This is a genomic window from Melaminivora sp., assembly GCF_032059615.1.
Taxonomy (GTDB): Bacteria; Pseudomonadota; Gammaproteobacteria; order Burkholderiales; family Burkholderiaceae_C; genus Melaminivora.
Map to the genome: position 1 here is coordinate 1 of NZ_DAMCAM010000001.1, position 23,194 is coordinate 23,194.

At 69.8% G+C, this 23,194-nt stretch carries 20 protein-coding genes and 1 riboswitch; of the genes, 11 read left to right on the forward strand and 9 right to left on the reverse strand.

Annotated elements, in window-relative coordinates; all coding sequences use genetic code 11:
• The 6 genes from murG to ftsZ form a co-directional block, all read left to right on the forward strand.
• On the forward strand, positions 1–1,042 hold a 1,042-nt coding region (gene murG / locus RT051_RS00005; protein WP_313069567.1), incomplete at its 5' end, for an undecaprenyldiphospho-muramoylpentapeptide beta-N-acetylglucosaminyltransferase.
• A 265-nt stretch (positions 1,043–1,307) separates the two neighbouring features.
• Positions 1,308–2,750 (forward strand): UDP-N-acetylmuramate--L-alanine ligase, encoded by a 1,443-nt coding sequence (gene murC, locus RT051_RS00010; protein WP_313069568.1) that lies wholly within the window; start codon positions 1,308–1,310, stop codon positions 2,748–2,750.
• The gene (locus RT051_RS00015) at positions 2,747–3,724 is read left to right on the forward strand and encodes a D-alanine--D-alanine ligase (protein WP_313069569.1); all 978 of its coding nucleotides are present in this window, start codon (positions 2,747–2,749) and stop codon (positions 3,722–3,724) included. Before murC ends, RT051_RS00015 begins: the two co-directional genes overlap by 4 nt.
• A gap of 73 nt (positions 3,725–3,797) precedes the next feature.
• Positions 3,798–4,601, forward strand: coding sequence for a cell division protein FtsQ/DivIB (locus RT051_RS00020; RefSeq protein ID WP_313069868.1), 804 nt, complete (start codon positions 3,798–3,800; stop codon positions 4,599–4,601).
• A gap of 20 nt (positions 4,602–4,621) precedes the next feature.
• Positions 4,622–5,851, forward strand: a complete 1,230-nt coding sequence (ftsA, locus tag RT051_RS00025) for a cell division protein FtsA (protein ID WP_313069570.1) — start codon at positions 4,622–4,624, stop codon at positions 5,849–5,851.
• Between the two features lie 130 nt (positions 5,852–5,981).
• Positions 5,982–7,208, forward strand: coding sequence for a cell division protein FtsZ (ftsZ, locus tag RT051_RS00030; RefSeq protein WP_313069571.1), 1,227 nt, complete (start codon positions 5,982–5,984; stop codon positions 7,206–7,208).
• Positions 7,209–7,281: 73 nt separating this feature from the next.
• Here the strand turns inward: ftsZ and RT051_RS00035 are convergent, their stop codons facing one another.
• On the reverse strand, positions 7,282–8,859 hold the full coding sequence (locus RT051_RS00035; RefSeq protein WP_313069572.1) for a methyl-accepting chemotaxis protein: 1,578 nt from the start codon (positions 8,857–8,859) through the stop codon (positions 7,282–7,284).
• A 155-nt stretch (positions 8,860–9,014) separates the two neighbouring features.
• On the opposite strand from RT051_RS00035, the gene lpxC reads away from it, so the two are divergent.
• The 4 genes from lpxC (at position 9,015) to RT051_RS00055 (ending at position 14,016) form a co-directional block, all read left to right on the forward strand.
• Positions 9,015–9,938 carry a UDP-3-O-acyl-N-acetylglucosamine deacetylase gene (gene lpxC / locus RT051_RS00040; protein ID WP_313069573.1) on the forward strand — a complete coding sequence of 308 codons (924 nt, stop codon included), beginning with the start codon at positions 9,015–9,017 and terminating at the stop codon, positions 9,936–9,938.
• Positions 9,939–9,948: 10 nt separating this feature from the next.
• Positions 9,949–10,125 (forward strand): hypothetical protein, encoded by a 177-nt coding sequence (locus RT051_RS00045; protein ID WP_313069574.1) that lies wholly within the window; start codon positions 9,949–9,951, stop codon positions 10,123–10,125.
• A 51-nt stretch (positions 10,126–10,176) separates the two neighbouring features.
• A riboswitch (TPP riboswitch) is annotated at positions 10,177–10,289 on the forward strand.
• Between the two features lie 95 nt (positions 10,290–10,384).
• Positions 10,385–12,241 carry a phosphomethylpyrimidine synthase ThiC gene (gene thiC / locus RT051_RS00050; protein WP_313069575.1) on the forward strand — a complete coding sequence of 619 codons (1,857 nt, stop codon included), beginning with the start codon at positions 10,385–10,387 and terminating at the stop codon, positions 12,239–12,241.
• A gap of 104 nt (positions 12,242–12,345) precedes the next feature.
• The gene (locus RT051_RS00055; protein ID WP_313069577.1) at positions 12,346–14,016 is read left to right on the forward strand and encodes a methyl-accepting chemotaxis protein; all 1,671 of its coding nucleotides are present in this window, start codon (positions 12,346–12,348) and stop codon (positions 14,014–14,016) included.
• Positions 14,017–14,041: 25 nt separating this feature from the next.
• Here the strand turns inward: RT051_RS00055 and RT051_RS00060 are convergent, their stop codons facing one another.
• The 4 genes from RT051_RS00060 to rodA form a co-directional block, all read right to left on the reverse strand.
• Positions 14,042–14,353: a hypothetical protein gene (locus RT051_RS00060; RefSeq protein ID WP_313069580.1), complete on the reverse strand. Its 312-nt coding sequence runs from the start codon at positions 14,351–14,353 to the stop codon at positions 14,042–14,044.
• 80 nt (positions 14,354–14,433) lie between these two features.
• A complete protein-coding gene (locus RT051_RS00065) occupies positions 14,434–15,564 on the reverse strand; it encodes a 3-deoxy-7-phosphoheptulonate synthase (RefSeq protein WP_313069583.1) in 1,131 nt (376 codons plus the stop codon).
• 279 nt (positions 15,565–15,843) lie between these two features.
• Positions 15,844–17,304: a metalloprotease TldD gene (tldD, locus tag RT051_RS00070; protein WP_313069586.1), complete on the reverse strand. Its 1,461-nt coding sequence runs from the start codon at positions 17,302–17,304 to the stop codon at positions 15,844–15,846.
• Between the two features lie 44 nt (positions 17,305–17,348).
• Positions 17,349–18,542 (reverse strand): rod shape-determining protein RodA, encoded by a 1,194-nt coding sequence (rodA, locus tag RT051_RS00075; RefSeq protein ID WP_313069589.1) that lies wholly within the window; start codon positions 18,540–18,542, stop codon positions 17,349–17,351.
• Between the two features lie 40 nt (positions 18,543–18,582).
• On the opposite strand from rodA, the gene RT051_RS00080 reads away from it, so the two are divergent.
• Complete coding sequence (locus RT051_RS00080) at positions 18,583–19,170, forward strand: YqiA/YcfP family alpha/beta fold hydrolase (RefSeq protein WP_313069592.1); 588 nt, start codon at positions 18,583–18,585, stop codon at positions 19,168–19,170.
• 7 nt (positions 19,171–19,177) lie between these two features.
• Here the strand turns inward: RT051_RS00080 and RT051_RS00085 are convergent, their stop codons facing one another.
• The 4 genes from RT051_RS00085 to RT051_RS00100 all read right to left on the reverse strand — a co-directional run bounded on the left by RT051_RS00085 (position 19,178) and on the right by RT051_RS00100 (position 23,052).
• A complete protein-coding gene (locus RT051_RS00085; RefSeq protein WP_313069595.1) occupies positions 19,178–19,900 on the reverse strand; it encodes an MgtC/SapB family protein in 723 nt (240 codons plus the stop codon).
• 40 nt (positions 19,901–19,940) lie between these two features.
• Positions 19,941–20,447, reverse strand: coding sequence for a hypothetical protein (locus RT051_RS00090; RefSeq protein WP_313069597.1), 507 nt, complete (start codon positions 20,445–20,447; stop codon positions 19,941–19,943).
• A gap of 278 nt (positions 20,448–20,725) precedes the next feature.
• Complete coding sequence (locus RT051_RS00095; RefSeq protein ID WP_313069600.1) at positions 20,726–20,920, reverse strand: hypothetical protein; 195 nt, start codon at positions 20,918–20,920, stop codon at positions 20,726–20,728.
• Positions 20,921–21,252: 332 nt separating this feature from the next.
• Positions 21,253–23,052 (reverse strand): lysoplasmalogenase family protein, encoded by a 1,800-nt coding sequence (locus tag RT051_RS00100; protein ID WP_313069604.1) that lies wholly within the window; start codon positions 23,050–23,052, stop codon positions 21,253–21,255.
• Between the last annotated feature and the right edge of the window lie 142 nt (positions 23,053–23,194).

A 23,194-nucleotide genomic window follows, 5' to 3' on the forward strand; every position in this document is an offset into this window, starting at 1 on the left:
GGCCGGCGGCACCGGCGGCCACATCTTCCCGGGCCTGGCCGTGGCCGAGGAGCTGGCTGCGCGCGGCTGGCGCGTGCACTGGCTGGGCACGCCCGGCAGCATGGAGTCGCACCTGGTGCCGCCGCGCGGCATCGCGTTCGAGACCATCGATTTCTCCGGCGTGCGCGGCAAGGGCGTGCTGACGCTGGCGCTGCTGCCCGTGCGGCTGCTGCGTGCCTTTGGGCAGGCGCTGGGCGTGCTGCGCCGCGTCAGGCCTGACGTGGTGATCGGCCTCGGGGGCTACGTCACCTTCCCTGGCGGGCTGATGGCCTCGGCCGCGGGCCGGCCCCTGGTGCTGCACGAGCAAAACTCCGTGCCCGGCCTGGCCAACCGGCTGCTGGCGCTGGTGGCCGACCGGGTCTACACCGCCTTTCCAGGCGTGCTGGCCGGGCGGCGCACGCAGTGGGTGGGCAACCCGCTGCGTGCGGCCTTCCTGCAGCAGGCCGGGCCGGCCGAGCGCTTTGCCGGGCGCAGCGGCCCGCTCAGGCTGCTGGTGGTGGGCGGCAGCCTGGGGGCGCGCGCGCTCAACGAGATCGTGCCGCAGGCGCTGGCCCTGCTGCCCGAGGCCGAGCGCCCCGAGGTCGTGCACCAGAGCGGCGCGGCCCAGATCGACGCGCTGCGCGCCAACTACCAGGCCGCTGGCGTGCAGGCCGAGCTGACGCCCTTCATCGACGACACGGCGGCTGCTTTTGCCGCTGCCGACCTCATCGTCTGCCGCGCCGGCGCCAGCACCGTCACCGAGATCGCCGCCGTGGGCGCGGCCGCGGTGTTCGTGCCCTTTCCCTTCGCCGTGGACGACCACCAGACGGCCAACGCCCGCTTCCTTGTGGACGCTGGCGCGGGCTGGCTGGTGCCGCAGGACGAACTCACCCCCGAGCGGCTGGCCGGCATGCTTCAAAAAATGGAGCGCTCCGCCCTTGCGGGGCGCGCGCTGGAGGCCAAAAAGATGCAAAAAACCCAGGCCGCCCGTGAGGTGGCCATGGCCTGCGAGGAGCTGGCATGAGCCTGTCCCGAGCCTTTTCGTGGCGCCCGTTGCCCCGCAAAGGCGGCAGGTGCAAGGCGCCCGCCGCAAGCCGCACTGGTGTGCGACGAGGATGGGCAACGCCGCAGATGCCGCCTTTGCGGGGCAACCCTTCGGGCAAGGCAGCAAAAGGCCGCAATCGTTGTTGCGCGCCTTGCCCAGGCCAACGGCATGGGCCGCAGCGCGCGCCTAGATTGCAACCTTTTGCTGCCTTGCGGACGCCACGAAAAGGCTCGGGACAGGCTCTATGAAACACGCCATCCGCCACATCCATTTCGTCGGCCTGGGCGGCTCGGGCATGTGCGGCATCGCCGAGGTGCTGCACAACCTGGGCTTTCGTGTGTCGGGCTCGGACTTGCAGGCCAGCGGCGTGCTCGAGCGCCTGGCCGCGCTGGGCATCGCCACGCACGTAGGCCATGCGGGCGCGCACATCGCCGGTGCCGACGTGGTCGTCACCTCCACCGCGGTGCAGGCGGACAACCCCGAGGTGCGCGCCGCGCGCGCGGCCGGCGTGCCCGTGGTGCCGCGCGCGCTGATGCTGGCCGAACTCATGCGCATGAAGCGCGGCATCGCGATTGCCGGCGCGCACGGCAAGACCACCACCACCAGCCTGGTGGCCAGCATCTTGGCCGAGGCCGGGCTGGACCCGACCTACGTCATCGGCGGGCGCCTCAACAGCGCCGGCAGCAATGCGCGCCTGGGGCAGGGCGACTACATCGTGGTCGAGGCCGACGAGTCGGACGCCTCGTTTCTGAACCTGCTGCCGGTGCTGGCGGTGGTCACCAACATCGACGCCGACCACATGGAGACCTACGGTCACGACTTCGGCCGCCTGCAGCAGGCCTTCGTGGACTTTTTGCACCGCATGCCGTTCTATGGCCGCGCCATCGTCTGCAGCGACGATGCGGCGGTGCGCGCCATCGCCCCGCGCGTCGCGCGCCCGCTCACGCGCTACGGCCTGGGCGAAGACGCCGACGTGCGCGCCAGCGGCGTACGCGCGGTGGGCACGCAGATGCATTTCTCCGTGCAGCGGCGCATCGGCGGCCAGGAGCTGCCCGCGCTCGACGTGGTGCTGAACCTGCCCGGCCTGCACAACGTGCAGAACGCGCTGGCGGCCATCGCCGTGGCGGCCGAGCTGCAGGTTCCCGACGGGCCGCTGCTGCGCGCGTTGGCGGGCTTCACCGGCGTGGGCCGGCGCTTCCAGAGCCACGGCGAGCTGCCGGCCGCGGGCGGCGGGCATTTCACGCTGATCGAGGACTACGGGCACCACCCGGTGGAGCTGGCCGCGACGCTGGCGGCCGCGCGCGGCGCCTGGCCGGGCAGGCGCATCGTGCTGGCCTTCCAGCCGCACCGCTACAGCCGCACGCGCGACTGCTTCGCCGACTTTGTGCGGGTGCTGTCGGGCGCCGACGCGCTGTTGCTGACCGAGGTCTATGCCGCGGGCGAGGCACCGATCGCCGGCGCTGATGGCCAGGCGCTGGCGCGCGCCGTGGGCGCGGCCGGGCGGCAGGCGGGCGAGCCGGTGTTCGTGGCCGACGTGGCCGCGCTGCCCGGGCGCATCGCCGCCCTGGCGCGCGGCGGCGACGTGGTGCTGTGCATGGGGGCGGGCTCCATCGGCGCGGTAGCCGCCCAGGTGGCACAATGGATTCAAAAACAAGAGCAAACTATCGAAGAAGGATGCGGGCTATGACCCAATTCGACCCCATGATCGAGCCTGCGGCACTGGGCAAGGTGGCGGTGCTGATGGGCGGCGCATCCAACGAGCGCGAGGTCTCGCTCATGTCCGGCGGCGGCGTGCTGCAGGCGCTGCGCGCGCGCGGCGTCGATGCCCACGCCTTCGACCCGGCCCAGGCCGGCCTGGACGAGCTCAAGAGCCATGGCTACGCGCGCTGCTTCATCGCCCTGCACGGCCGCCACGGCGAGGACGGCACGGTGCAGGGCGCGCTCGAGCTACTGGGCATTCCCTACACCGGGCCGGGCGTCATGGCCTCCAGCATCGCCATGGACAAGGTCATGACCAAGCGCATCTGGCGCGCCGAAGGCCTGCCTACCCCCGACTGGCGCCTGGTGGCCAGCGCCACCGAGACCGTCCAGGCCTTCCAGGCGCTGGGCGCACCCATGATCGTCAAGCCCTCGCGCGAGGGTTCCACGCTCGGCCTGACCAAGGTGACCACCCTTGGTCAGTGCGAGCAGGCCTATATGCTGGCCGCGCGCTACGACCCGGAGGTGCTGTGCGAGCAGTTCATCGACGGCATCGAGACCACCTGCCCGGTGCTGGGCCAGGGCCTGCTCGCCCAGGCGCTGCCGGTGATCCGCATCGAGGCGCCCGAGGGCAACTACGATTACCAGAATAAATACTTCACCGACGCGACGCAGTACCACTGCCCGAGCGGCCTGCCCGAGGACGAGGAGCGCGAGATCGGCCGCCTGGTGGTCGAGGCCTTCCGCACCCTGGGCTGCCGCGGCTGGGCGCGCGCCGACATCATGGTGCGCAGGAGCGACCGCAAGCCCTTCCTGCTGGAGATCAACACCTCGCCCGGCATGACGGGCCATTCGCTCGTGCCCATGTCGGCGCGCGCCGCCGGCGTGAGCTACGAGGAGCTGTGCCTGCGCATCCTGGCCGACGCCTCGCTCGACGCCCTACAGGGCCGGGCCCGCGCCTGAGACTCGGCACAGAGGACAACACCCCGTGAACGTCGCCGCCACCACGCTGCCCGCCCCGCTGGACGTCCGGCTGATGAACGCCACCGCCGCGGTGCTGTTCGTCGGCCTGGCGCTGGCCACGCTGTGGCTGTGTGGCGGCTGGCTGCTGCGCCAGCCCATGTTTTCGGTGGCGCGCATCGTCGTGCAGGGCGAGCTGCTGCACACCAGCGCCAGGAGCCTGCGTGCCAACGTTGCGCCGCAGCTGGTGGGCAACTTCCTCACCCTGGACCTGGAGGCCGCGCGCCACGCCTTCGAGCAGGTGCCGTGGGTGCGCAGCGCGCAGGTGCGCCGCGAGTTCCCGGGCGACCTGCGCGTGCTGCTGCAGGAGCACGACGTGGCCGCGCGCTGGGGCGAGGGCGGCGGCATGCTGGTCAACAGCCATGGCGAGGTGTTCGAGGCCGACGACGACGGGCTCGACCTGGAGGACCTGCCGCGCCTGCAGGGCCCGGCCGACCGCGCCGCCGAGCTGCTGGACATGGCGCGCCGCCTGGAGCCGGCGCTCGCGCCCCTGGGCTCGCCGCTGGACGCGCTCGAGCTTTCGGGCCAGGGCGGCTGGCGCGCCACGCTGGACAGCGGCGCGCTGCTGGAGCTGGGTGGCGGCACGCCGGCGCAGGTGCTCGAGCGCGTGCGCCGCCTCACCAACACATTGCCGCAGGTGGCCGAGGCGCAGGGCCGCACGGTGGCGGCGCTGGAGTCGGCGGACCTGCGCCATCCCAGCGGCTACGCGCTGCGCCTGCGCGGCGTGACCACCGTGAGCAGTGACACCGCGGCCCGGGCGCCTGCGGCGCGCGCGGCCGCACGCCCGGCGCCTCGCCGTGCACCGAACAAGAACCATTGAGGGCAAGGACTAGCGAAGCGATGGCAAGGGAATACAAGGACGTGGTCGTGGGGCTGGACATCGGCACCGCCAAGGTCATGGTCGTGGTGGCCGAGGTGCTGCCCGGTGGCGGGCTCAAGCTCGCCGGCCTGGGCGTGGCGCCTTCCAATGGCCTCAAGCGCGGCGTGGTGGTCAACATCGACGCCACGGTGCAGAGCATCCAGCAGGCGCTGAAAGAGGCCGAGCTGATGGCCGACTGCCGCATCCAGCGGGTCTATACCGGCATCACCGGCAGCCACATCCGCGGACTCAACTCCAGCGGCATGGTGGCCATCAAGGACCGTGAGGTCACGCCCGCCGACGTGGCGCGCGTGGTCGAGACGGCCAAGGCCATCAATATCTCCAGTGACCAGCGCCTCCTGCTGGTCGAGCCGCAGGAGTTCGTGATCGATGGGCAGGACGTGCGCGAGCCCATCGGCATGAGCGGCATCCGCCTGGAGGCCAAGATCCATATCGTCACCGGTGCGCAGAGCGCGGCCGAGAACATCATCAAGTGCGTGCGCCGCTGCGGGCTGGAGGTCGAGCAGCTGCTGCTCAACCCGTTGGCGTCCAGCCAGTCGGTGCTCACCGACGACGAGCGCGAGCTGGGCGTGGCGGTGGTGGACATCGGCGCCGGTGCCACCGATGTGGCCATCTTCACCGGCGGTGCCATCCGCCACACGGCCGTGATCCCGATCGCCGGCGACCTGATCACCAGCGACATCGCCATGGCGCTGAGGACGCCCACCAAGGACGCCGAGGACATCAAGGTCGAGAGCGGCTACGCCAAGCAGCTGCTGGCCGACCCCGAGGCGCAGGTCGAGGTGCCGGGCCTGGGCGACAGGAGCCCGCGCATGCTCTCGCGCCAGGCGCTGGCCGGGGTGATCGAGCCGCGCGTCGAAGAGATTTTTTCGCTGGTGCAGCAGGTCATCCGCGATTCGGGCTTCGAGGAGATGCTGTCCTCGGGAATCGTGCTCACCGGCGGCAGCGCCGTCATGCCGGGCATGGTGGAACTCGGCGAGGACATCTTCTTGAAGCCCGTGCGCCGGGGCGTGCCCAAGTATTCCGGGGCGCTGGCCGACATGATCGCCCAGCCGCGCGCGGCCACCGTCATGGGCCTGCTGGAAGAAGCCCGCCTGGCGCGCCTGCGCGGCTTCAAGGTCGCGGCCAAGAGCGGCTCGGTCAAGACGGCCTTCGGCCGCTTCAAGGATTTCATCGTGGGGAACTTCTGACCATGCGAACCACCCCCCAACACCGAAAACGCCGCCGTCTGCGATGCGACGGCGCACCGCCCGGCGGGGCCACGCGAGCCCACCCCCGCCACTACCCACCCCATCACGAAAAAGCCAGAGGAGCAGCAACATGAGCATCGAAATGATCGAAACCGAAGAATTCAACCAGGGCACCCTCATCAAGGTGATCGGCGTGGGCGGCGGCGGCGGCAACGCGGTCGCGCACATGATCGACCGCAGCGTGCAGGGCGTGGAGTTCGTCTGTGCCAACACCGATGCCCAGGCGCTGCTGCGCAGCACCGCGCACCGCACGGTGCAGCTGGGCAACAACGGTCTGGGCGCCGGCAGCAAGCCCGAGAAGGCGCGCGAGGCGGCCGAGGCTGCGTCCGAGGACATCCGCCAGGCGATCTCGGGCGCGCACATGCTGTTCATCACCGCCGGCATGGGTGGCGGCACCGGCACGGGCGCCGCGCCCGTGATCGCGCGCCTGGCCAAGGAGATGGGCATCCTCACCGTGGGCGTGGTCACCAAGCCCTTCGAGTGGGAAGGCAGCCGCAAGATGAAGAACGCGGAAGAGGGCCTGGCCGAGCTGGAGGCCAACGTGGACTCCCTCATCGTGGTGCTCAACGAGAAGCTGCTGGAGGTGCTGGGCGACGACGTGGGCCAGGAAGAGGCCTTCGCCCACGCCAACGACGTGCTCAAGAACGCCGTGGGCGGCATCGCCGAGATCATCAACGAGTACGGCCAGGTGAACGTCGACTTCGAGGACGTGCGCACCGTCATGGGCGAGCCCGGCAAGGCCATGATGGGCACGGCCACCGCCGCCGGCCCGGACCGCGCGCGCATCGCCGCCGAGCAGGCGATTGCCTGCCCGTTGCTGGAGGGCATCGATCTGTCGGGCGCGCGCGGCGTGCTGGTGCTGGTGACGGCCAGCAAGGGCAGCCTGAAGCTGTCGGAGTCGCGCCTGGCGATGAACACCATCAACGCCTACGCCTCGCCCGACGCCCACGTCATCTTCGGCGCGGCGTATGACGAGTCGCTCGGCGACGCCATCCGCGTCACGGTGATCGCCACCGGGCTGTCGCGCGCCAACGCCCGCCGCCAGAGCATGCAGGTGGTGCAGGGCAGCCTGCGCACCGGCACCGACAACGTGTCCTACCACATGCCCGGTGCCGGCAGCACCGTTCCGGGCGTGGCGGGCGTGGGCGCCGCGGCGTCGGCCGACTACAACAACATGGCCGTGCCCAGCGTCTGGCGCACCAACCGCACGCAGGCCACGGCGCGCGTGGACGCGCTGTCCTCGGGCGGCATGGACGAGCTGGAGATCCCGGCGTTCCTGCGCAAGCAGGCCGACTGAGCATCGCCCGGCGCCCCGGGCGGCGCCGTCGCCCGCTTCTGAGAACCCGCTGGCGCGAAGCCCGCGGGTTTTTTCATGGGCGCGGCGCGCCTTCCAGCCGGAACAGGGCCACCACCTGCGTGAGCTTGAGGGCCTGCTCGCGCAGGCTCTCGGCGGCGGCGGTCGACTCCTCGACCAGCGCGGAGTTCTGCTGCGTCATCTGGTCGAGCTGGTTCATGGCCGTGCTGACCTGGCCGATGCCCTGGCTCTGCTCGGAGGTGGCCGCGCCGATCTCGCCGATGATGTCCGTGACGCGCCGGACGCTGGCGACGATGTCGCCCATGGTCGCGCCGGCGTTGCCCACCAGCTGCGAGCCGCTTTCCACCTGCTGCACCGAGGCGCCGATCAGGGTCTTGATCTCCCGGGCGGCCTGGGCCGAGCGCTGGGCGAGCTGACGCACTTCGCCGGCCACCACGGCAAAGCCCCGGCCGGCGTCGCCGGCGCGCGCCGCCTCCACCGCGGCGTTCAGCGCCAGGATGTTGGTCTGGAAGGCGATGCCATCGATCACGCCGGTGATGTCGCTGATCCTGCGGCTGCCTTCGTTGATCTCCTGCATGGTGTCCACCACCTGCGCGACCACCTCGCCACCGCGCGCGGCGACCTGGGCGGCCGAGCCGGCCAGCTGGTTGGCCAACTGTGCCGATTCAGACGTCTGGCGCACGGTGCTGGAGAGCTCTTCCATGCTGCTGGCCGTGGCCTGCAGGTTGCTCGCCGTGTCCTCGGTGCGGTGTGCCAGGTCGTTGTTGCCCTGGGCGATCTCGGCGGCGGCCGTGGCGATGCCATCCGAGGCCGAGCGCACCTCGGACACCAGGCGGCGCAGCGAGGCCACCATGTGCGCGAGCCCGTCCAGCAGCGAGCCTTTCGGGCTGTCGGGCATGGGCGTGTCCAGCCGGCCCTGCGCCACTTCGGCCATGACCGCCATGGCCTGCGAGGGGTCGCCGCCGATCTGGCGCAGCACCGAGCGCAGCACCACCCAGCCCACGGCCGCCACCAGCAGCATGACGGCCGCCACCAGCGCCAGGTCCTTGAACAGCGCCTGGCGCACGGCGGCGTCCACGTCGTCCATGTACAGGCCCGAGCCCACGAACCAGTTCCAGCCGTCCACGCGCATGGCGTATTGCAGCTTGGGCACCAGCGCCTGCTGGCCCGGGCGTGGGAACATGGCCGGCACGAACACCCGCCCGTCGCGGCTCGCGGCGAGAGCCTCGTTGATCTGGCGCAGCAGGTCCATGCCCGTGCCGTCCTTGAGCTTGCCCGTCATGTCCCGGCCTTCCCACTCGGGCTTGATGGGGTGCATCACGCCGCGGCTGTCCAGCGTCCAGATGTAGAAATACTCGGTGCGCCCGTCCGGGCCGCCGTAACGCGAGGCGCGCACCGCCTCCCGGGCGGCGTTCTGTGCGTCCTGCACCGGCATGGCGCCGCTGTCGGCGCGTGCCTTGTAGGATGCGACGATGCTGTGCGCAGACTGCACGGCCGTGGCCAGCACGTCGCGGCGGGCCTCGATGATCAGGCGGCGCTCCTGCACGAGCGCCAGGGCGGCCATCGTCACCAGCGCCAGCAGGGCGGTGGCGAGCATCCAGAGAATCTTGGCCTTGAAGCTGAGTCGGTTCATGGGAAAGGGCAGGCAGAGAGCGGGGCCTGGTGGGCCGGATGGGGCATGCCGGCGTCCGCACGAGAGTGATCGCGCGGCAGCGATGCCCGGCGTTCTATCGGCGTCATAGAGGAATTCTGAAGAGGGGATGGCCGGCGCCCGCCTAAAATCGTCCGATGCTCCAGCAACGCACCCTCAAGACCCTCACGCGCGCCGTGGGCGTGGGCCTGCACAGCGGCCAGCGGGTGGAGCTGACGCTGCGCCCGGCGGCGCCCGACACGGGCATCGTCTTTCGCCGCGTGGACCTGCCCGAGCCGGTGGACATCCCCATCCGTGCCGAGTCGGTGGTGGACACCCGCATGGCCTCCACCATTGGCGCGGGCAGCGCCAAGGTGCACACCGTCGAGCACCTGATGTCGGCCTGTGCCGGACTCGGTGTGGACAACCTCTACGTGGACATCACCGCCGAGGAGGTTCCCATCCTCGACGGCTCCTCGGCCTCCTTCGTCTTCCTGCTGCAGAGCGCGGGGATCGAACTGCAGAACGCGCCCAGGCGCTTCATCCGGGTGAAGCGGCCCGTGGAAGTGCGCGAGGGCGAGGGCGCGAGCCTCAAGTGGGCGCGGCTTGCGCCCTACCATGGCTTCAAGCTGCGTTTCGAGATCGATTTCGCCCATCCGGCGGTGGACTCGACCGGCCAGAGCGTCGAGTTCGACCTGGGGGAAGGCAACTACGCCCGCGACATCGCCCGCGCACGCACCTTCGGCTTCACCAAGGACGTGGAGATGCTGCGCGCCAGCGGCCGCGCGCTTGGCGGCGGGCTGGACAACGCCATCGTCATGGACGACTACAAGGTGCTCAACGCCGATGGCCTGCGCTACGACGCCGAGTTCGCGCGCCACAAGATCCTGGACGCCATGGGCGACCTGTACCTGGTGGGCCGGCCGCTGCTGGCCGCCTACAGCGCCCACCGCTCGGGCCACGCCATGAACAACCTGCTGCTGCGCGAGCTGCTGGCCCAGGAGGACGCCTGGGAGCTGGTCACCTTCGAGAGCGAGCGGCAGGCGCCGGCGGGCTTCGCCCAGCCCGTGCGCGCCTGGTGAGCGGCAGGGCATGCTGGTCTTTCGCGCGGCGGTCTTCTTCCTGCTGCTGGTGGCGGCCGTGAGCTTTGCCTTCTTCGCCGTCACTGGGCAGGCGCGCTATCGGCGCCTTGGAACGGTGGTGCTCAAGTGGACGCTGATCGCCGCGTTCCTGTTCTTCGCAGTGCTGATCCTCGAGCGCATCCTCTGAACGCGGGGCATCCGGCCCGAAGCCCTGGTGATGCGGACGCGCCCTATACTCGCCTGCGCTCCGGGGTGCACGAACGACAGGCGTGCTGAGATGGCGGACCCGACCGCCAAAACCGCGAACTTGATCTGGTTAGTACCAGCGTAAGAAGAGCTGCAGCAGGAAGGCCAGGGTGCGTGCGCGCGCCGGCGGGTGCACAGGCACCCGTCCCTCTCTTGCCGATTGCGGAGCATTTCCTTCACCACGAACCGGAGTGCCTGCCATGAACGCCCCCGCCGATTTCTCCCACCTGCTGGCCCGCGCGCGCGAGTCCTTTCCCGCCTCGACCAAATCCTTCATCACTGGCAGTCGCGCCGACCTGCGCGTGCCAGTGCGCGACATCCGGCTCACCAACGACGAGGTGGTCAGCGTCTATGACACCTCCGGCCCCTACACCGACCCGGCCGCCAGCATCGACGTGCGCCGTGGCCTGGCCAGCGTGCGCGGCGTCTGGATTGCCGAGCGCGGCGACACCGAGGCCTATGAGGGGCGCAAGCCCCTGGCGCTGGACGATGGGCAAAAGAGCGAGGACGCCGCTCGCCTGGCCGCCCTGCGCGCCGAGGCAGCCGCGCTGCAGCGCCAGCCGCACCGCGCCCGAAGCGGTGGCAACGTCACCCAGATGCACTACGCCCGCCGCGGCATCATCACGCCGGAGATGGAATACGTCGCGCTGCGCGAGAACGGCCGGCGCGAGTGGATGGCGCAGTACCTGCAGGACGCCGCACGCGAGCAGCGCCTGGCCGGCAACCCCATGGGCGCGAGCATTCCGCAAGTCATCACGCCCGAGTTCGTGCGCGATGAGGTGGCGCGCGGCCGCGCCATCATCCCGGCCAATATCAACCACCCGGAGGTCGAGCCCATGGCCATCGGGCGCAACTTCAAGGTCAAGATCAACGCCAACATCGGCAATTCGGCCGTGACGTCGAGCATCGAGGAGGAGGTGGAAAAGCTGGTCTGGGCGATCCGCTGGGGCGCGGACAACGTGATGGACCTGTCCACCGGCAAGAACATCCACACCACGCGCGACTGGATCATTCGCAACTCGCCCGTGCCGATCGGCACCGTGCCCATCTACCAGGCGCTGGAGAAGGTGGGCGGCATCGCCGAGGACCTGACTTGGGAGATCTTCCGCGACACGCTCATCGAACAGGCCGAGCAGGGCGTGGACTATTTCACCATCCACGCCGGCGTGCGCCTGGCCTTCATTCAGCTGACCGCGCAGCGGCGCACCGGCATCGTCTCGCGCGGCGGCTCCATCATGGCCAAGTGGTGCATGGCGCACCACCGGGAGAGCTTCCTGTACGAGCACTTCGAGGACATCTGCGACATCATGAAGTCGTATGACGTGAGCTTCTCGCTGGGCGACGGGCTGCGTCCGGGCTGCGCCTCGGACGCCAACGACGAGGCGCAGTTTGCCGAGCTGCACACCCTGGGCGAACTCACGCAAATCGCCTGGAAGCACGATGTGCAGACCATGATCGAAGGCCCCGGCCACGTGCCCATGCACCTGATCGCCGCCAACATGGCCGAGCAGCTCAAGACCTGCCACGAGGCGCCGTTCTACACCCTGGGGCCGCTCACCATCGACATTGCCCCCGGCTACGACCACATCGCCTCGGCCATCGGCGCGGCCATGATCGGCTGGATGGGCACGGCCATGCTGTGCTATGTGACCCCGAAGGAACACCTGGGCCTGCCCGACCGCGACGACGTCAAGCAGGGCATCATTGCCTACAAGATCGCCGCGCACGCCGCTGACGTTGCCAAAGGCCACCCGGGGGCACGTGCGCGCGACGACGCGCTGAGCCAGGCGCGCTTCGACTTCCGCTGGCAGGACCAGTTCAACCTGGGGCTGGACCCGGACACGGCGCGTGAATTCCACGACGAGACGCTGCCCAAGGACGCTGCCAAGGTGGCGCACTTTTGCAGCATGTGCGGCCCGAAGTTCTGCTCGATGAAGATCACCCAGGAGGTGCGCGAGTTCGCGCAGCAGGGGCTGCAGGCCAAGGCCGAGGAGTTCAACCGCGCGGGCGGGGGGTTCTACATTCCCATCACCAGCGAGGGCACGCCGCGAGGCTGACCGCCCCGTGAATACCCTCGGCAGGACGGCCTGGCAGCCCTCCTATAGTTGCCCGGATCCGGCACCACAAGTGCCGGGCTCCAGACTTCCTGCCGAGGTGAACCATGACACTGCCGGGCCGCTCTTCCTTGCGCGCGCGACTCTACTTTGCCACCGCCTTCTCGCTGCTTCTGCTGGTGGCGATCGGCCTCCTGGGCTATCTCGCGCTCGATGGCGCGCGGGCCACGGTGCAGGGCCTGTTTGCGCAGCAGGTGCATGCGCTCACGGCCATGGCCGAGCTGCGCACCGACCTGGCCCAGCTGCGGCGGCTGGAAAAGGACATCATCATCAACTTCAACAATTCGGCCGAGGTCGAGGAACTGCGCGGCGCCTGGGCGCAGCAGCTGGCGCGGGTGCGCGATGGCCTGCAAAGGGCGCGCCCGGCCGAAGGCGCTGACTCGCAGGCGACCTTCGTCGCCGGCCTGGAGCAGGCGCAGGCCGAACTGGGCCGCTACGTCGAGGGCATCGTCCCGATCTTCGAGCAGATCGAGCGTGCCCAGGTGGACGGTGCTGGCGCCGGCGCCTACGCCGAGCGCCTCAAGGCCTCCATGGAGGCAGCCGACGGCGCGCTGGCCGGGCTGTCGGGCCAGGCACGCGAGCGCATGGACGAGGCGCGCGAGCGGCTGGATGCACGGTCGGCGACCATGGCCCTTCTGATCGCTGCCGCAGTGGTGTTGGCGCTGCTCGTCCTGCTGCCGCTCACGCTGCTGACCGTGCGCTCGGTCACGGGTGGATTGCTGCAGGCGCGCGCCCTGGCCGAACGCATTGCCGCGGGCGACCTGTCACGGCAGGTGCAAGCCACCCGCAGCGACGAGGTGGGTCTGCTGATCGGGGCCATGGGCGGCATGCAGCAGGCCCTGCAGGCTCTGGTAGGGCAGGTGCAGCAAGCCGCAGGCGGCATCTCTTCGGCCAGTTCGGAGATCGCCCTGGGCAACCAGGACCTGAGCCAGCGCACCGAGCAAGCTGCGGCCAGCCTGCAGCAGACCGCCTCTTCCATGGAAGTGCTGACGGGCACGGTGCAGCAAAGCGCAGGGTCTGCACATGCGGCAAGCCGGCTGGCCGCTTCTGCCGCCGAAGTGGCCGAGCGCGGCGGCACCGTGGTGGCGCAGGTGGTGCACACCATGGGGGAGATCTCCGAGAGTTCGCGGCGCATCGGCGACATCACGGGCGTCATCGATTCCATCGCCTTCCAGACCAACATCCTGGCGCTCAACGCCGCCGTGGAGGCGGCGCGTGCCGGAGATTCGGGCCGGGGCTTTGCCGTGGTGGCCAGCGAGGTGCGCAGCCTGGCGCAACGCAGTGCCGAGGCGGCGCGAGAGATTCGGCAGCTGATCGACGCATCGGCCGAACGGGTTGCAGGTGGCTCGCGCCTGGTGGGCGAGGCGGGCGAGACCATGACGCAGATCGTCGAGGGTGTGCGCCAGGTCGCGGCCATCGTGGCCGAAATCACCGAAGGCGCCACGCTGCAGAGCGACAACATCGGCCAGATCAATCAGTCGGTCGCGCACCTGGACCGGATGACGCAGCAGAACGCGGCGCTGGTGGAGGAGTCGGCTGCGGCTTCGTCGTCGCTCAACGAGCAGGCGCGGCAGCTCGCGCAATCCGCGGCGCGGTTTCAGCTCGGCGAGGTGGGCGTCCGCGGGCCGGGAACGTGGGGCGCGGCAGCAGACGGCAGCGCCCCGCCTGCTGGCGTCGCAGCGGGTGCCCTGCTTCCGCCCACGCTGGTTGCAGGCTGAAGCAGGGCGGCGGATCAGAGCCTTGTCAGAAGCTCACGGCCATGGCCGGCACGTCGATGCGCACGATCGGGCGGGACAGCGCCGAGACCGTGGCGCGGGCGAATTGCTGCGCCCACTGCGGGTCCTGGAAGTGGCGCGTGCCGGCCGCCTGGGCCACCACCAGCACCTTGTCGGCCAGCAGCACCTTGCCGCTGGCGCGCAGCGGCTCGCACTCCAGGCGATGGAACTCGTCGTCGAGCCAACGGCGCGCCTGCTCCAGGTCCAGGGGTTCGCTGCCTTGCAGATCCAGGCGCAGTTCCTCGCCGGGGCTCAGGGTGATCAGGACTTCGCTGTGCATGGTGTTTCCGGGGTTTTCAGAAGGAGGAAAGGGCCCGGCCGGAGGGTGCTGCGCCCTGCCGGCCGGGGCTGTGGGCGAGCTTACACCGCGCCGCGGCGCCGGGCGCGCACCGCCTCGGCCAGCTCGGCCAGGCAGGCGGCCGAGTCGTCCCAGCCCAGGCAGGCGTCAGTGATGCTCTGGCCGTAGGCCAGCGCGTCGGGCCGGTCTTGGCCGGGCGTGAACTTCTGCGCGCCGCCCTGCAGGTGGCTCTCGACCATGACGCCGAAGACGCTCCGGGAGCCCGCGGCGATCTGCGCGGCGATGTCGCGCGCCACATCGCGCTGGCGCTCGTGCTGCTTGCTGCTGTTGGCGTGGCTGCAGTCCACCATCAGCGACGGGTGCAGGCCGGCGGCCTCCAGATCCTTGCAGGCAGCGGCCACGCTGGCTGCGTCATAGTTGGGCGCCTTGCCGCCGCGCAGGATGACGTGGCAGTCCTGGTTGCCCTTGGTGTGAACGATGGCCACCTGGCCGTTCTTGTGCACCGACAGGAAATGGTGGCCGCGGCCGGCCGACTGGATGGCGTCGGTGGCGATGCGGATGTTGCCGTCCGTGCCGTTCTTGAAGCCGATGGGCGCGGAGATGCCCGAGGCCAGTTCGCGGTGTACCTGGCTTTCCGTGGTGCGCGCGCCGATGGCGCCCCAGCTGATCAGGTCGCCGATGTACTGCGGGCTGATCACGTCCAGGAATTCGCTGCCCGCCGGCACGCCCAGGCGGTTGATGTCGATGAGCAGCTGGCGGGCGATGCGCAGGCCCTCGTCGATGCGGTAGCTGCCGTCCAGGTAGGGGTCGTTGATCAGGCCCTTCCAGCCCACCGTGGTGCGGGGCTTTTCGAAATACACGCGCATGACGATCTCCAGTTCGTCCTGGTACTGCGTGCGCACGGCCTGCAGGCGGCGGGCGTATTCGAGGGCCGCCTCGGGGTTGTGGATGGAGCAGGGCCCGATCACGACCAGCAGACGATCGTCCTCGCCAGCCATGATCCGGCCGATGTTGCGGCGCGTGTCGGCGATCAGGGTCTCCACCCGGGAGCCCCGGATGGGGAAGAAGCGGATCAGATGGTCGGGAGGCGGAAGCACGGTGATGTCCTGGATGCGTTGGTCGTCGGTCTGGCTGGTGCGGTCGTCGACGTTGCGATACCAGGTCTCGGCGCTGGCAGGGATGCGTGCGTTCATGGCTGTCTCTCCGGTGGATGGGTGGGATGGTGGAAAACGGGGAACAAAAAAACCGCCGGGCTGCTGGCAGCTTCGGCGGTTTTTCAGGGAGGGTTTTCGTGTGGCTCGGGGTGCGCGCGTACCTCTCTCATCCGCCTGGGACAGAGAACCAAAAGTAAAACCAGAAGGAGGAATACGCGCGGGGAGCGGACATGCGGGGCAATGTAGCACGCTTTGACGCACTGCAGCATGGGGCGGCGTTGCCCCCTGGCCACAGGGCTTTCACGCTGGCGCAGGCGCTCACGCCGTGCCGCCGACGGTCAGGCCTTCGATGCGCATGGTGGGCTGGCCCACGCCCACGGGAACGCTCTGGCCTTCCTTGCCGCAGGTGCCCACGCCGCTGTCGAGCTGCATGTCGTTGCCGATCATGGTCACCTTCTTGAGCGACTCGGGGCCGCTGCCGATCAGCGTCGCGCCCTTGACCGGATAGAGGATCTTGCCGTTTTCCACCCAGAAGGCCTCGCTGGCCGAGAACACGAACTTGCCGCTGGTGATGTCCACCTGGCCGCCACCGAAGTTGGTGGCGTAAAGGCCGCGCTTGATGCTGGCAACAATCTCCTGCGGGTCCCTGTCGCCGCCCAGCATGTAGGTGTTGGTCATGCGCGGCATGGGCAGGTGGGCGTAGCTCTCGCGCCGGCCGTTGCCCGTGGGGGCGACCCCCATCAGGCGTGCGTTCAGGCTGTCCTGGATGTAGCCCTTCAGGATGCCGTCCTCGATCAGCACGTTCTTCTGTGTGGCGTGGCCCTCGTCATCCACGTTGAGCGAGCCGCGCCGCTCGGCCATGGTGCCGTCGTCGAGCACCGTCACGCCCCGGGCTGCCACGCGCTCGCCGATGCGGCCGCTGAAGGCGCTGGAGCCCTTGCGGTTGAAGTCGCCCTCCAGGCCGTGGCCCACGGCTTCGTGCAGCAGCACGCCGGGCCAGCCCGGGCCGAGCACGACGGTCATCTCGCCGGCCGGTGCCGGGCGCGCGTCCAGGTTGGTGAGCGCCGCCTGCACTGCCTCCTGGGCGTACTGCGCGATCTGCTCGTCGCTGAAGTAGGCTAGGCCAAAACGCCCGCCGCCGCCGGACGAGCCCACCTCGCGCCGACCGTCCTGTTCGGCGATCACCGTGATCGACAGGCGCACCAGCGGGCGCACATCGGCGGCAAGGGTGCCGTCGGCGCGGGCCACCAGCACCACGTCGTACTCGGCCGCCAGGCCGGCCATGACCTGCACCACGCGCGGGTCACGCGCCCGGGCGTGCTGCTCGGCGCGTTCGAGCAGCTGCACCTTGGCTGTGCTGTCCATGCTGGCGATCGGGTCCAGGCCGGCGTAGAGGGAGCGGCTCGGCGCTACTTTTTTGCGAGCTACACGTCCGCGCCCAGCTTGGCCTGCACTCGAAATCGAGCGTACGGTGGTGGCAGCATCCATGAGCGAGGCCAGCGAGATGTCGTCGGAATAGGCGAACGCCGTTTTCTCGCCGCTCACGGCGCGCACGCCCACCCCCTGGTCGATGGAGAACGAGCCCGTCTTGACGATGCCTTCCTCCAGGCTCCAGCCCTCGTGGCGCGTGTACTGGAAGTACAGGTCGGCGTCATCGACCTGGTGCGCACGGATGTGCGAGAGCGCGCGCGACAGGTGCGTCTCGTCCAGGCCGAAGGGGGTGAGCAACAGCTCGCGGGCGATGGCCAGGCGCTCGATGGTGGGTTCGCGGGAGATCATCGCGGCATTTTAGGCAGCCGCCCGACGCCGCGCCGCCCGCGGGGCTACCCGTGCCCGGACGTCTCGCGCTGCGCGCGCGCCACCGACATCAGCACGCCCAGTGCCAGGCCGAGCGTGGTCATGGCCGTGCCGCCGTAACTGATGAAGGGCAGCGGCACCCCGACCACCGGCAGGATGCCGCTGACCATGCCCATGTTCACGAAAGCATAGGCGAAGAAGATCATGGCCACGGCGCTGGCCATCAGGCGCTCGAACAGCGTGTTTGCGCGCGCCGCGATTGCCAGGCCCCGCCACACCAGCAGCAGAAAGCAACTGATCAGCACCAGGTTGCCCACCAGCCCGAACTCCTCGGAAAAGGCCGCGAAGATGAAGTCCGTGGTGCGCTCGGGGATGAACTCCAGGTGGGTCTGCGTGCCGGCCATGAAACCCTTGCCCCACAGCCCGCCCGAGCCGATGGCGATCATGCCCTGGATGATGTGAAAGCCCTTGCCCAGCGGGTCGCGCGTGGGGTCCAGCAGCGTGCAGATGCGCTGCTGCTGGTAGTTGTGCAGCACCGGCCAGCGCACGCCGTCGGCGCAGATCTGCGGCTCGAACCACACCACCAGCGCGATGCCGATGGCGCCCAGGATGACGGGCGGCAGCACCAGCTTCCAGGGCAGGCCGGCGAAGAAGATGACCGATGCCCCGGCGGCCAGCACCAGCAGCGCCGTGCCCAGGTCGGGCTGCTTCATGATGAGGCCCACGGGCAGCGCCAGCAGCAGCACCGCGATGACGAAGTCCAGCGCCCGGACCTGTCCCTCGCGCTTCTGGAACCACCAGGCCAGCAGCAGCGGCATGGCGATCTTCATCAACTCGCTGGGCTGCACCACCACGCCGATGTTGATCCAGCGCTGCGCGCCCTTCTTGGTGATGCCGAACAGCGCCACCGCCACCAACAGCGCCACGCCCACCACGTACAGCGGCAAAGCCAGCGCCATCAGCCGCTGCGGCGGCACCTGCGCCACCAGAAACAGGATGCCGGCGGCCAGCAGCATGTTGCGGCCGTGGTCGGCAAAGCGCATGCCGTGGTCGAAGCCGGCGGAATACATCGCCACCAACCCCAGGCCGGCCAGGGTGAGCAGCAGCAGGATCAGCGGCCAGTCGAAGCCGCGCAGCAGCGGCACGATGCGCTGCGCAAGCGTCGGCGAGCGGAACGTCGTCGGATGCGTGGAGGTAGTGGTGGGCTTTGCTGCGGCCATGGCGGCGAAATTATCCGCCGCATGGGCACAATGGCCCTCCATGGCCCGCACCCATCTGCTGTACCTGCATGGTTTTCGCTCCTCGCCCCAGTCGTACAAGGCGCGGCTGGTGGCAGCGCACGTCGCCGCGCACCACCCGGACATCACCTTCTGGTGCCCGCAGCTGCCACCTTCGCCGCACGCCGCCATGGCCCTGGTGGCCGAAGGCATCGCCGGCTGGCCGACGGGCGAAGCCATGGTGGTCATCGGTTCGTCGCTGGGTGGTTACTACGCCAGCTGGGTGGCGCTGCACAAGCGCTGCGCGAGCATGCTGCTCAACCCGGCCGTCGATCCGGCGCGCGACCTGGCGCGCTACATCGGCGAGCAGACCGCCTGGCATGCGCCCGAGGAGCGGTTCTTCTGTCGCGCCGAATACATCGACGAGCTGCGGCAACTCGATGTGCGGGGCACGCAGCCCGCCGGCCCCGAGCTGTTGATCGCCGCCCAGGGCGACGAGCTGCTGGACTGGCGCGAAATGGTGGCCCGCTATCCCCGCGCGCGCCAGATCGTGCTGCCCGGGGGTGACCATGCGCTGAGCGATTTCGAACGGCTGCTGCCCGAGGCCATGGCCTTTTGCGGCCTGGCGTGAGGGCCACTCATCCCGCCGTTGCCGTGCCGGTGTTCCAGTACGCCTGCAGCACGCCGGGCAGCTCCTCGATGCGCCGCACCACGCCATCAAGTTCCTCGGCATCGACAGAGGTTGCATAGAGAATGACCTCGACTTCGGTGTCGCGCGTGCCCAGCTGGTGTTTCTGCACTGCGCGCACCGGGTACTGCGCGGCTTCGAGCAACTGCACCATGCGCTCGCGCACCTCGGGCTGCTCGCTGCGCCGGCACATGGCATAGACGTGGTAGGTCGCCTCGCTCGCGGCGCTACTCAGGGGGCTGCGGTTGATGTGGTTGACCACGGGGCGCAAGAGCGTGTTGCTGGCCAGCACGAACAGCGTTGCCAGGGCTGCCTCGACGATGAAATTGGCCCCGGCGCACGCGCCCACGGCGGCCGAGCCCCATAGCGTCGCCGCAGTGTTCAGGCCGGTGACGTTGATGCCCTCCTTCATGATGGCGCCGGCGCCCAGGAAGCCCACGCCGGTGATGACGTTGGAGACCACGCGCGCCGAGCCCTCCACGCCGTTCATGCGCATGGACAGATCGACGAACACCGCTGCGCCCACGGCCACCAGCGCGTTGGTGCGCAGGCCGGCGGTGCGCTGGCGGATCTGGCGCTCCAGGCCGATGACGCTGCCGAAGGCAAAGGCGAAAAACAGGCTGACCAGCGTGTTCAGTGTGGCGACGGGATCGATGTTCTGCAGGGCCAGCATGAAAGGTGCGGGAACGAAGCGGGGAGGGCGCGAGGGTAGCTCAGGCGGCCAGCGAGGACGAGCCTTTCAGCCCCGCGCTGGTGGCGGCGCGCGTACGCCAGGGCCAGGAGCGCAGCCAGGGCCGCGCCCAGGCCAGCAGCTGGCGTGCGGCAGCGGAGGGCGTGCCTGCCGGGCGTGTCTTCCGAAGTTCCGGGGCGTCCCGCGGGGTCAGCATGTCGTCCGCCGCCCTTTCGGCGGCGAGCGCGCGCCAGCGCCGCCGCGCGGACGGCGACAGCCGGGCGTACACGGCGGTGCGCTGCGCCTCGGGCAGCAGCGAAAGCGCATCGACCATCTGGCGGGGGCTCAGGCGCGACAGCGCCTGGGCGCAGGCACCGGCGCCTGCCTGCTCGACCAGACGCTCGAGCACCTGCGGGCGGCGCAGGCGCAGCGCGGCCAGAAGGGCGCGCTCCAGCGCGCCGCTGCCGGCGGCCGGTGCGATGGCGTGGGAGTAGGCGAGGCGGTGGTCGGCGCGCGCAAGGGAGGCGCGACGTCCGGTGGTTTGCGGCATGCGGATTTTTCTCCTTGGAAAGGGCGGGCAGGGCCGCCAGGAGCACGCCGCGCCATCCTCAATGGCAGTGCGTGGCCTCCGGCGGCCGGAAGCGGTGAGAAGAACGACAAAGAAAACGCAAAGCCCCGCCGTTCGGCTCTTGCTGTGCGCAATGCACAGGAGAGGGCGGCGGCGAAGCCGTGCAGAGGGTGCCGGCTGCCAGGGGGACCGGGAGAGGGTCGGCCCTTGGGCAGCGCGGCGGCGAGGGCGCCGTCATGGGCGGTGTGCCGGGCGCCTGTTCAGCGGCCCGGGCGGTCCTGCCCGCCCTGCATGCTCAGAAAGCTGCGGATGCGGTGCGTGGGCCAGTCGGTGCGTGCGTCCAGGTCCAGGGCTTCGAGCAGCGGCGCTGCCGGTAGGCGTGGGCCCTCAGAGACGGTTGGCGCCACGGTGGGCAGGATGCGGCGCAGCACGCGCGGGTTCAGGAAGGCAGGCATGGCTTGTCTCCGGTGCAGGCACGGAAAAAGGCCACGTAGCGGTACGCATCAACCAGGCTCGCACGACCAGCGTGCGGGCGCGCAGCGAAGACGGAACGCGTCGAAGAAGGCGGCTCCGAAGAGTCGCCGGGAATGGCAAAAGGCGGGGATCGTTCGATCCACACAGGCAGCAGGCCGGCCGGGCCTCCCGCTGCCAGGGCAGGGGGAGTCGGTCAGTCGGCCAGCAGCGCAGCCCTTGCGGCGCGCTCTATCTCGCTGGTTGAACTGGCACTGTCCACGTGGGGACTCCAAAAATGACGAAGCGCGCATTGTGGCAAAAATACGTCATCTTGTCAAGCCTCTGCGAGCGGGTGGGGTGCGGATATGTGCTGCCGCGCCAAGGCCGAGGTTCGCGGCAGGGCGCGCAGCAGGCCGGCCACGATCAGCGCCTGCGCCGCGTAGTAGCTCGACAGCACCCCCACCTGCGCCGCGGGCAGGGGCTGGACGAAGCGGTCGATGGCCAGCAGCGCATCGCTCAGCAGGAACAGCGCTGCGCCCCAGGCTACGGCGCGTGTGCCCGGCACCTCGCCGGCCAGCTGGGCATGGCGCGCGAACGCCTGCGCGGCCATGAGGGCGATCACCAGGACGTAGGCCGCCACCGGCAGCCGCAGCGCCGCCGGCAGGCCACCCAAGACCAGCAACGCATACACGGCTGCGCCAACGGCGAGCACCGCCACCAGCGCCCGCCGAGCGGCAAACCAGGGCACGCCCTGGCGGAACAGCCGCAGGTAGGCCAGGTGCGCCAGCAGGAAGGCCCCCAGCCCGGGCAGGAACAGGCCGGGCAGCATGAGCGCGACGTCTCCCGCCAGCGAGGCCAGCAACGCAAGCAGCAGCAGCCAGGCCTTGCCGTTGTTTGGGTGAAAAATGCCGCCATCCCTTGATGGATAAAGACGTGCAGCTACGCTTGTGATAGCAAAAGCCATTGCCAGCGGCTTGAATAGCCAGTACCACTCAATCCACCCCAGCGCGCTCGTGGCCGTGGCCAGGGCGCCCGCTTCGACCATCAGCGCCAGGCCCATCCCGATGCGGCCCTGCACGGCCGCGGCCAGTGCCCACTGGCAGGCCAGCAGCGTAGCGAACCACAGGGCAGCCTCCGGGCGGGGCAGGTTGTCGGCATGCCACAGAAAGACCGCGGCCCCGGCCGCCAGCAACATGAACTGCGCGATGCTGAAGACGCGCAGCGCTGTACCCATGGGCGGAGCGAACAGCGGCAGGTCGTTGATGTCGAACGCCGGCTTCGGATGGCTGCGCGCCACGTCTTCCGGGCGCCAGCCCGGGCCCTTGAGCCACACCCGCAGCTTGTCGGCCCAGCGCCGCGTGCGCCAGCTGTCCTGGGCCAGCGACGCATACACCTGCGCATTGGCCCACAGCGGATCCCAGCTGTTGAGCAGCCCGCGCGTGCCATAGACGCAGGGCTGGGCCGGGTCTTCCTCGCGGAAGGTGCCGAACAGCCGGTCCCAGAGGAGCAGGATGCCGCCGTAGTTCCGGTCCAGGTAGTCGTCGTTGACGGCGTGGTGCACCCGGTGGTTGCTTGGGCTGCAGAACCAGCGGTCGAACCAGCCCAGGCGTCCGACCTGCTCGGTGTGCACCCAGAACTGGTAGAGCAGATCGACCAGCCCGACCACCACGAAGACCAGCGGCGGCACGCCGGCCAGAGCCATCGGCAGGTAAAACAGCCAGCTGAAGAGTGCGCCCGAGCTGGTCTGGCGCAGGGCGGTGGAGAGGTTGTAGTGCTGGCTCTGGTGGTGCACTGCATGCGCCGCCCACAGCACCGCTACCTCGTGGCCCATGCGGTGCAGCCAGTAATAGCAAAAATCGTAGAGCAGCAACGCCAGCAGCCAGCCGTACCAGGTGGTCCAGAAGGCGTCGTTCCTCCACAGCGCCAGATGCTGCCAGGCCAGTGTGTACAGGCCCAGGCGCAGCACCACCGTGAAGGCCGCGCTGGTCTGACTGAGCAGGCCCAGGTTCAGGCTGCCGATGGCATCGGCCAGCGCGATGGAGCGCCGGCCGCGGCGCCGGTCGGCCGCCCACTCCAGCGCCATCAGCAACAAGAAGACGGGGGTAACGAGAACGATGAGCTGGCTGGCGGACATGCAGGCCATTGTGCGAGCCGCACGTGGTCATGCCCAGTCGGGCAATCCTGGGGCCGCCAGCGCGGACGCGGACACGAACGACAAAAGCCCCGGCACGCAGCGCCGGAGCCGGGGCAACCGTGCAACGGGGGTTGCGGACTGC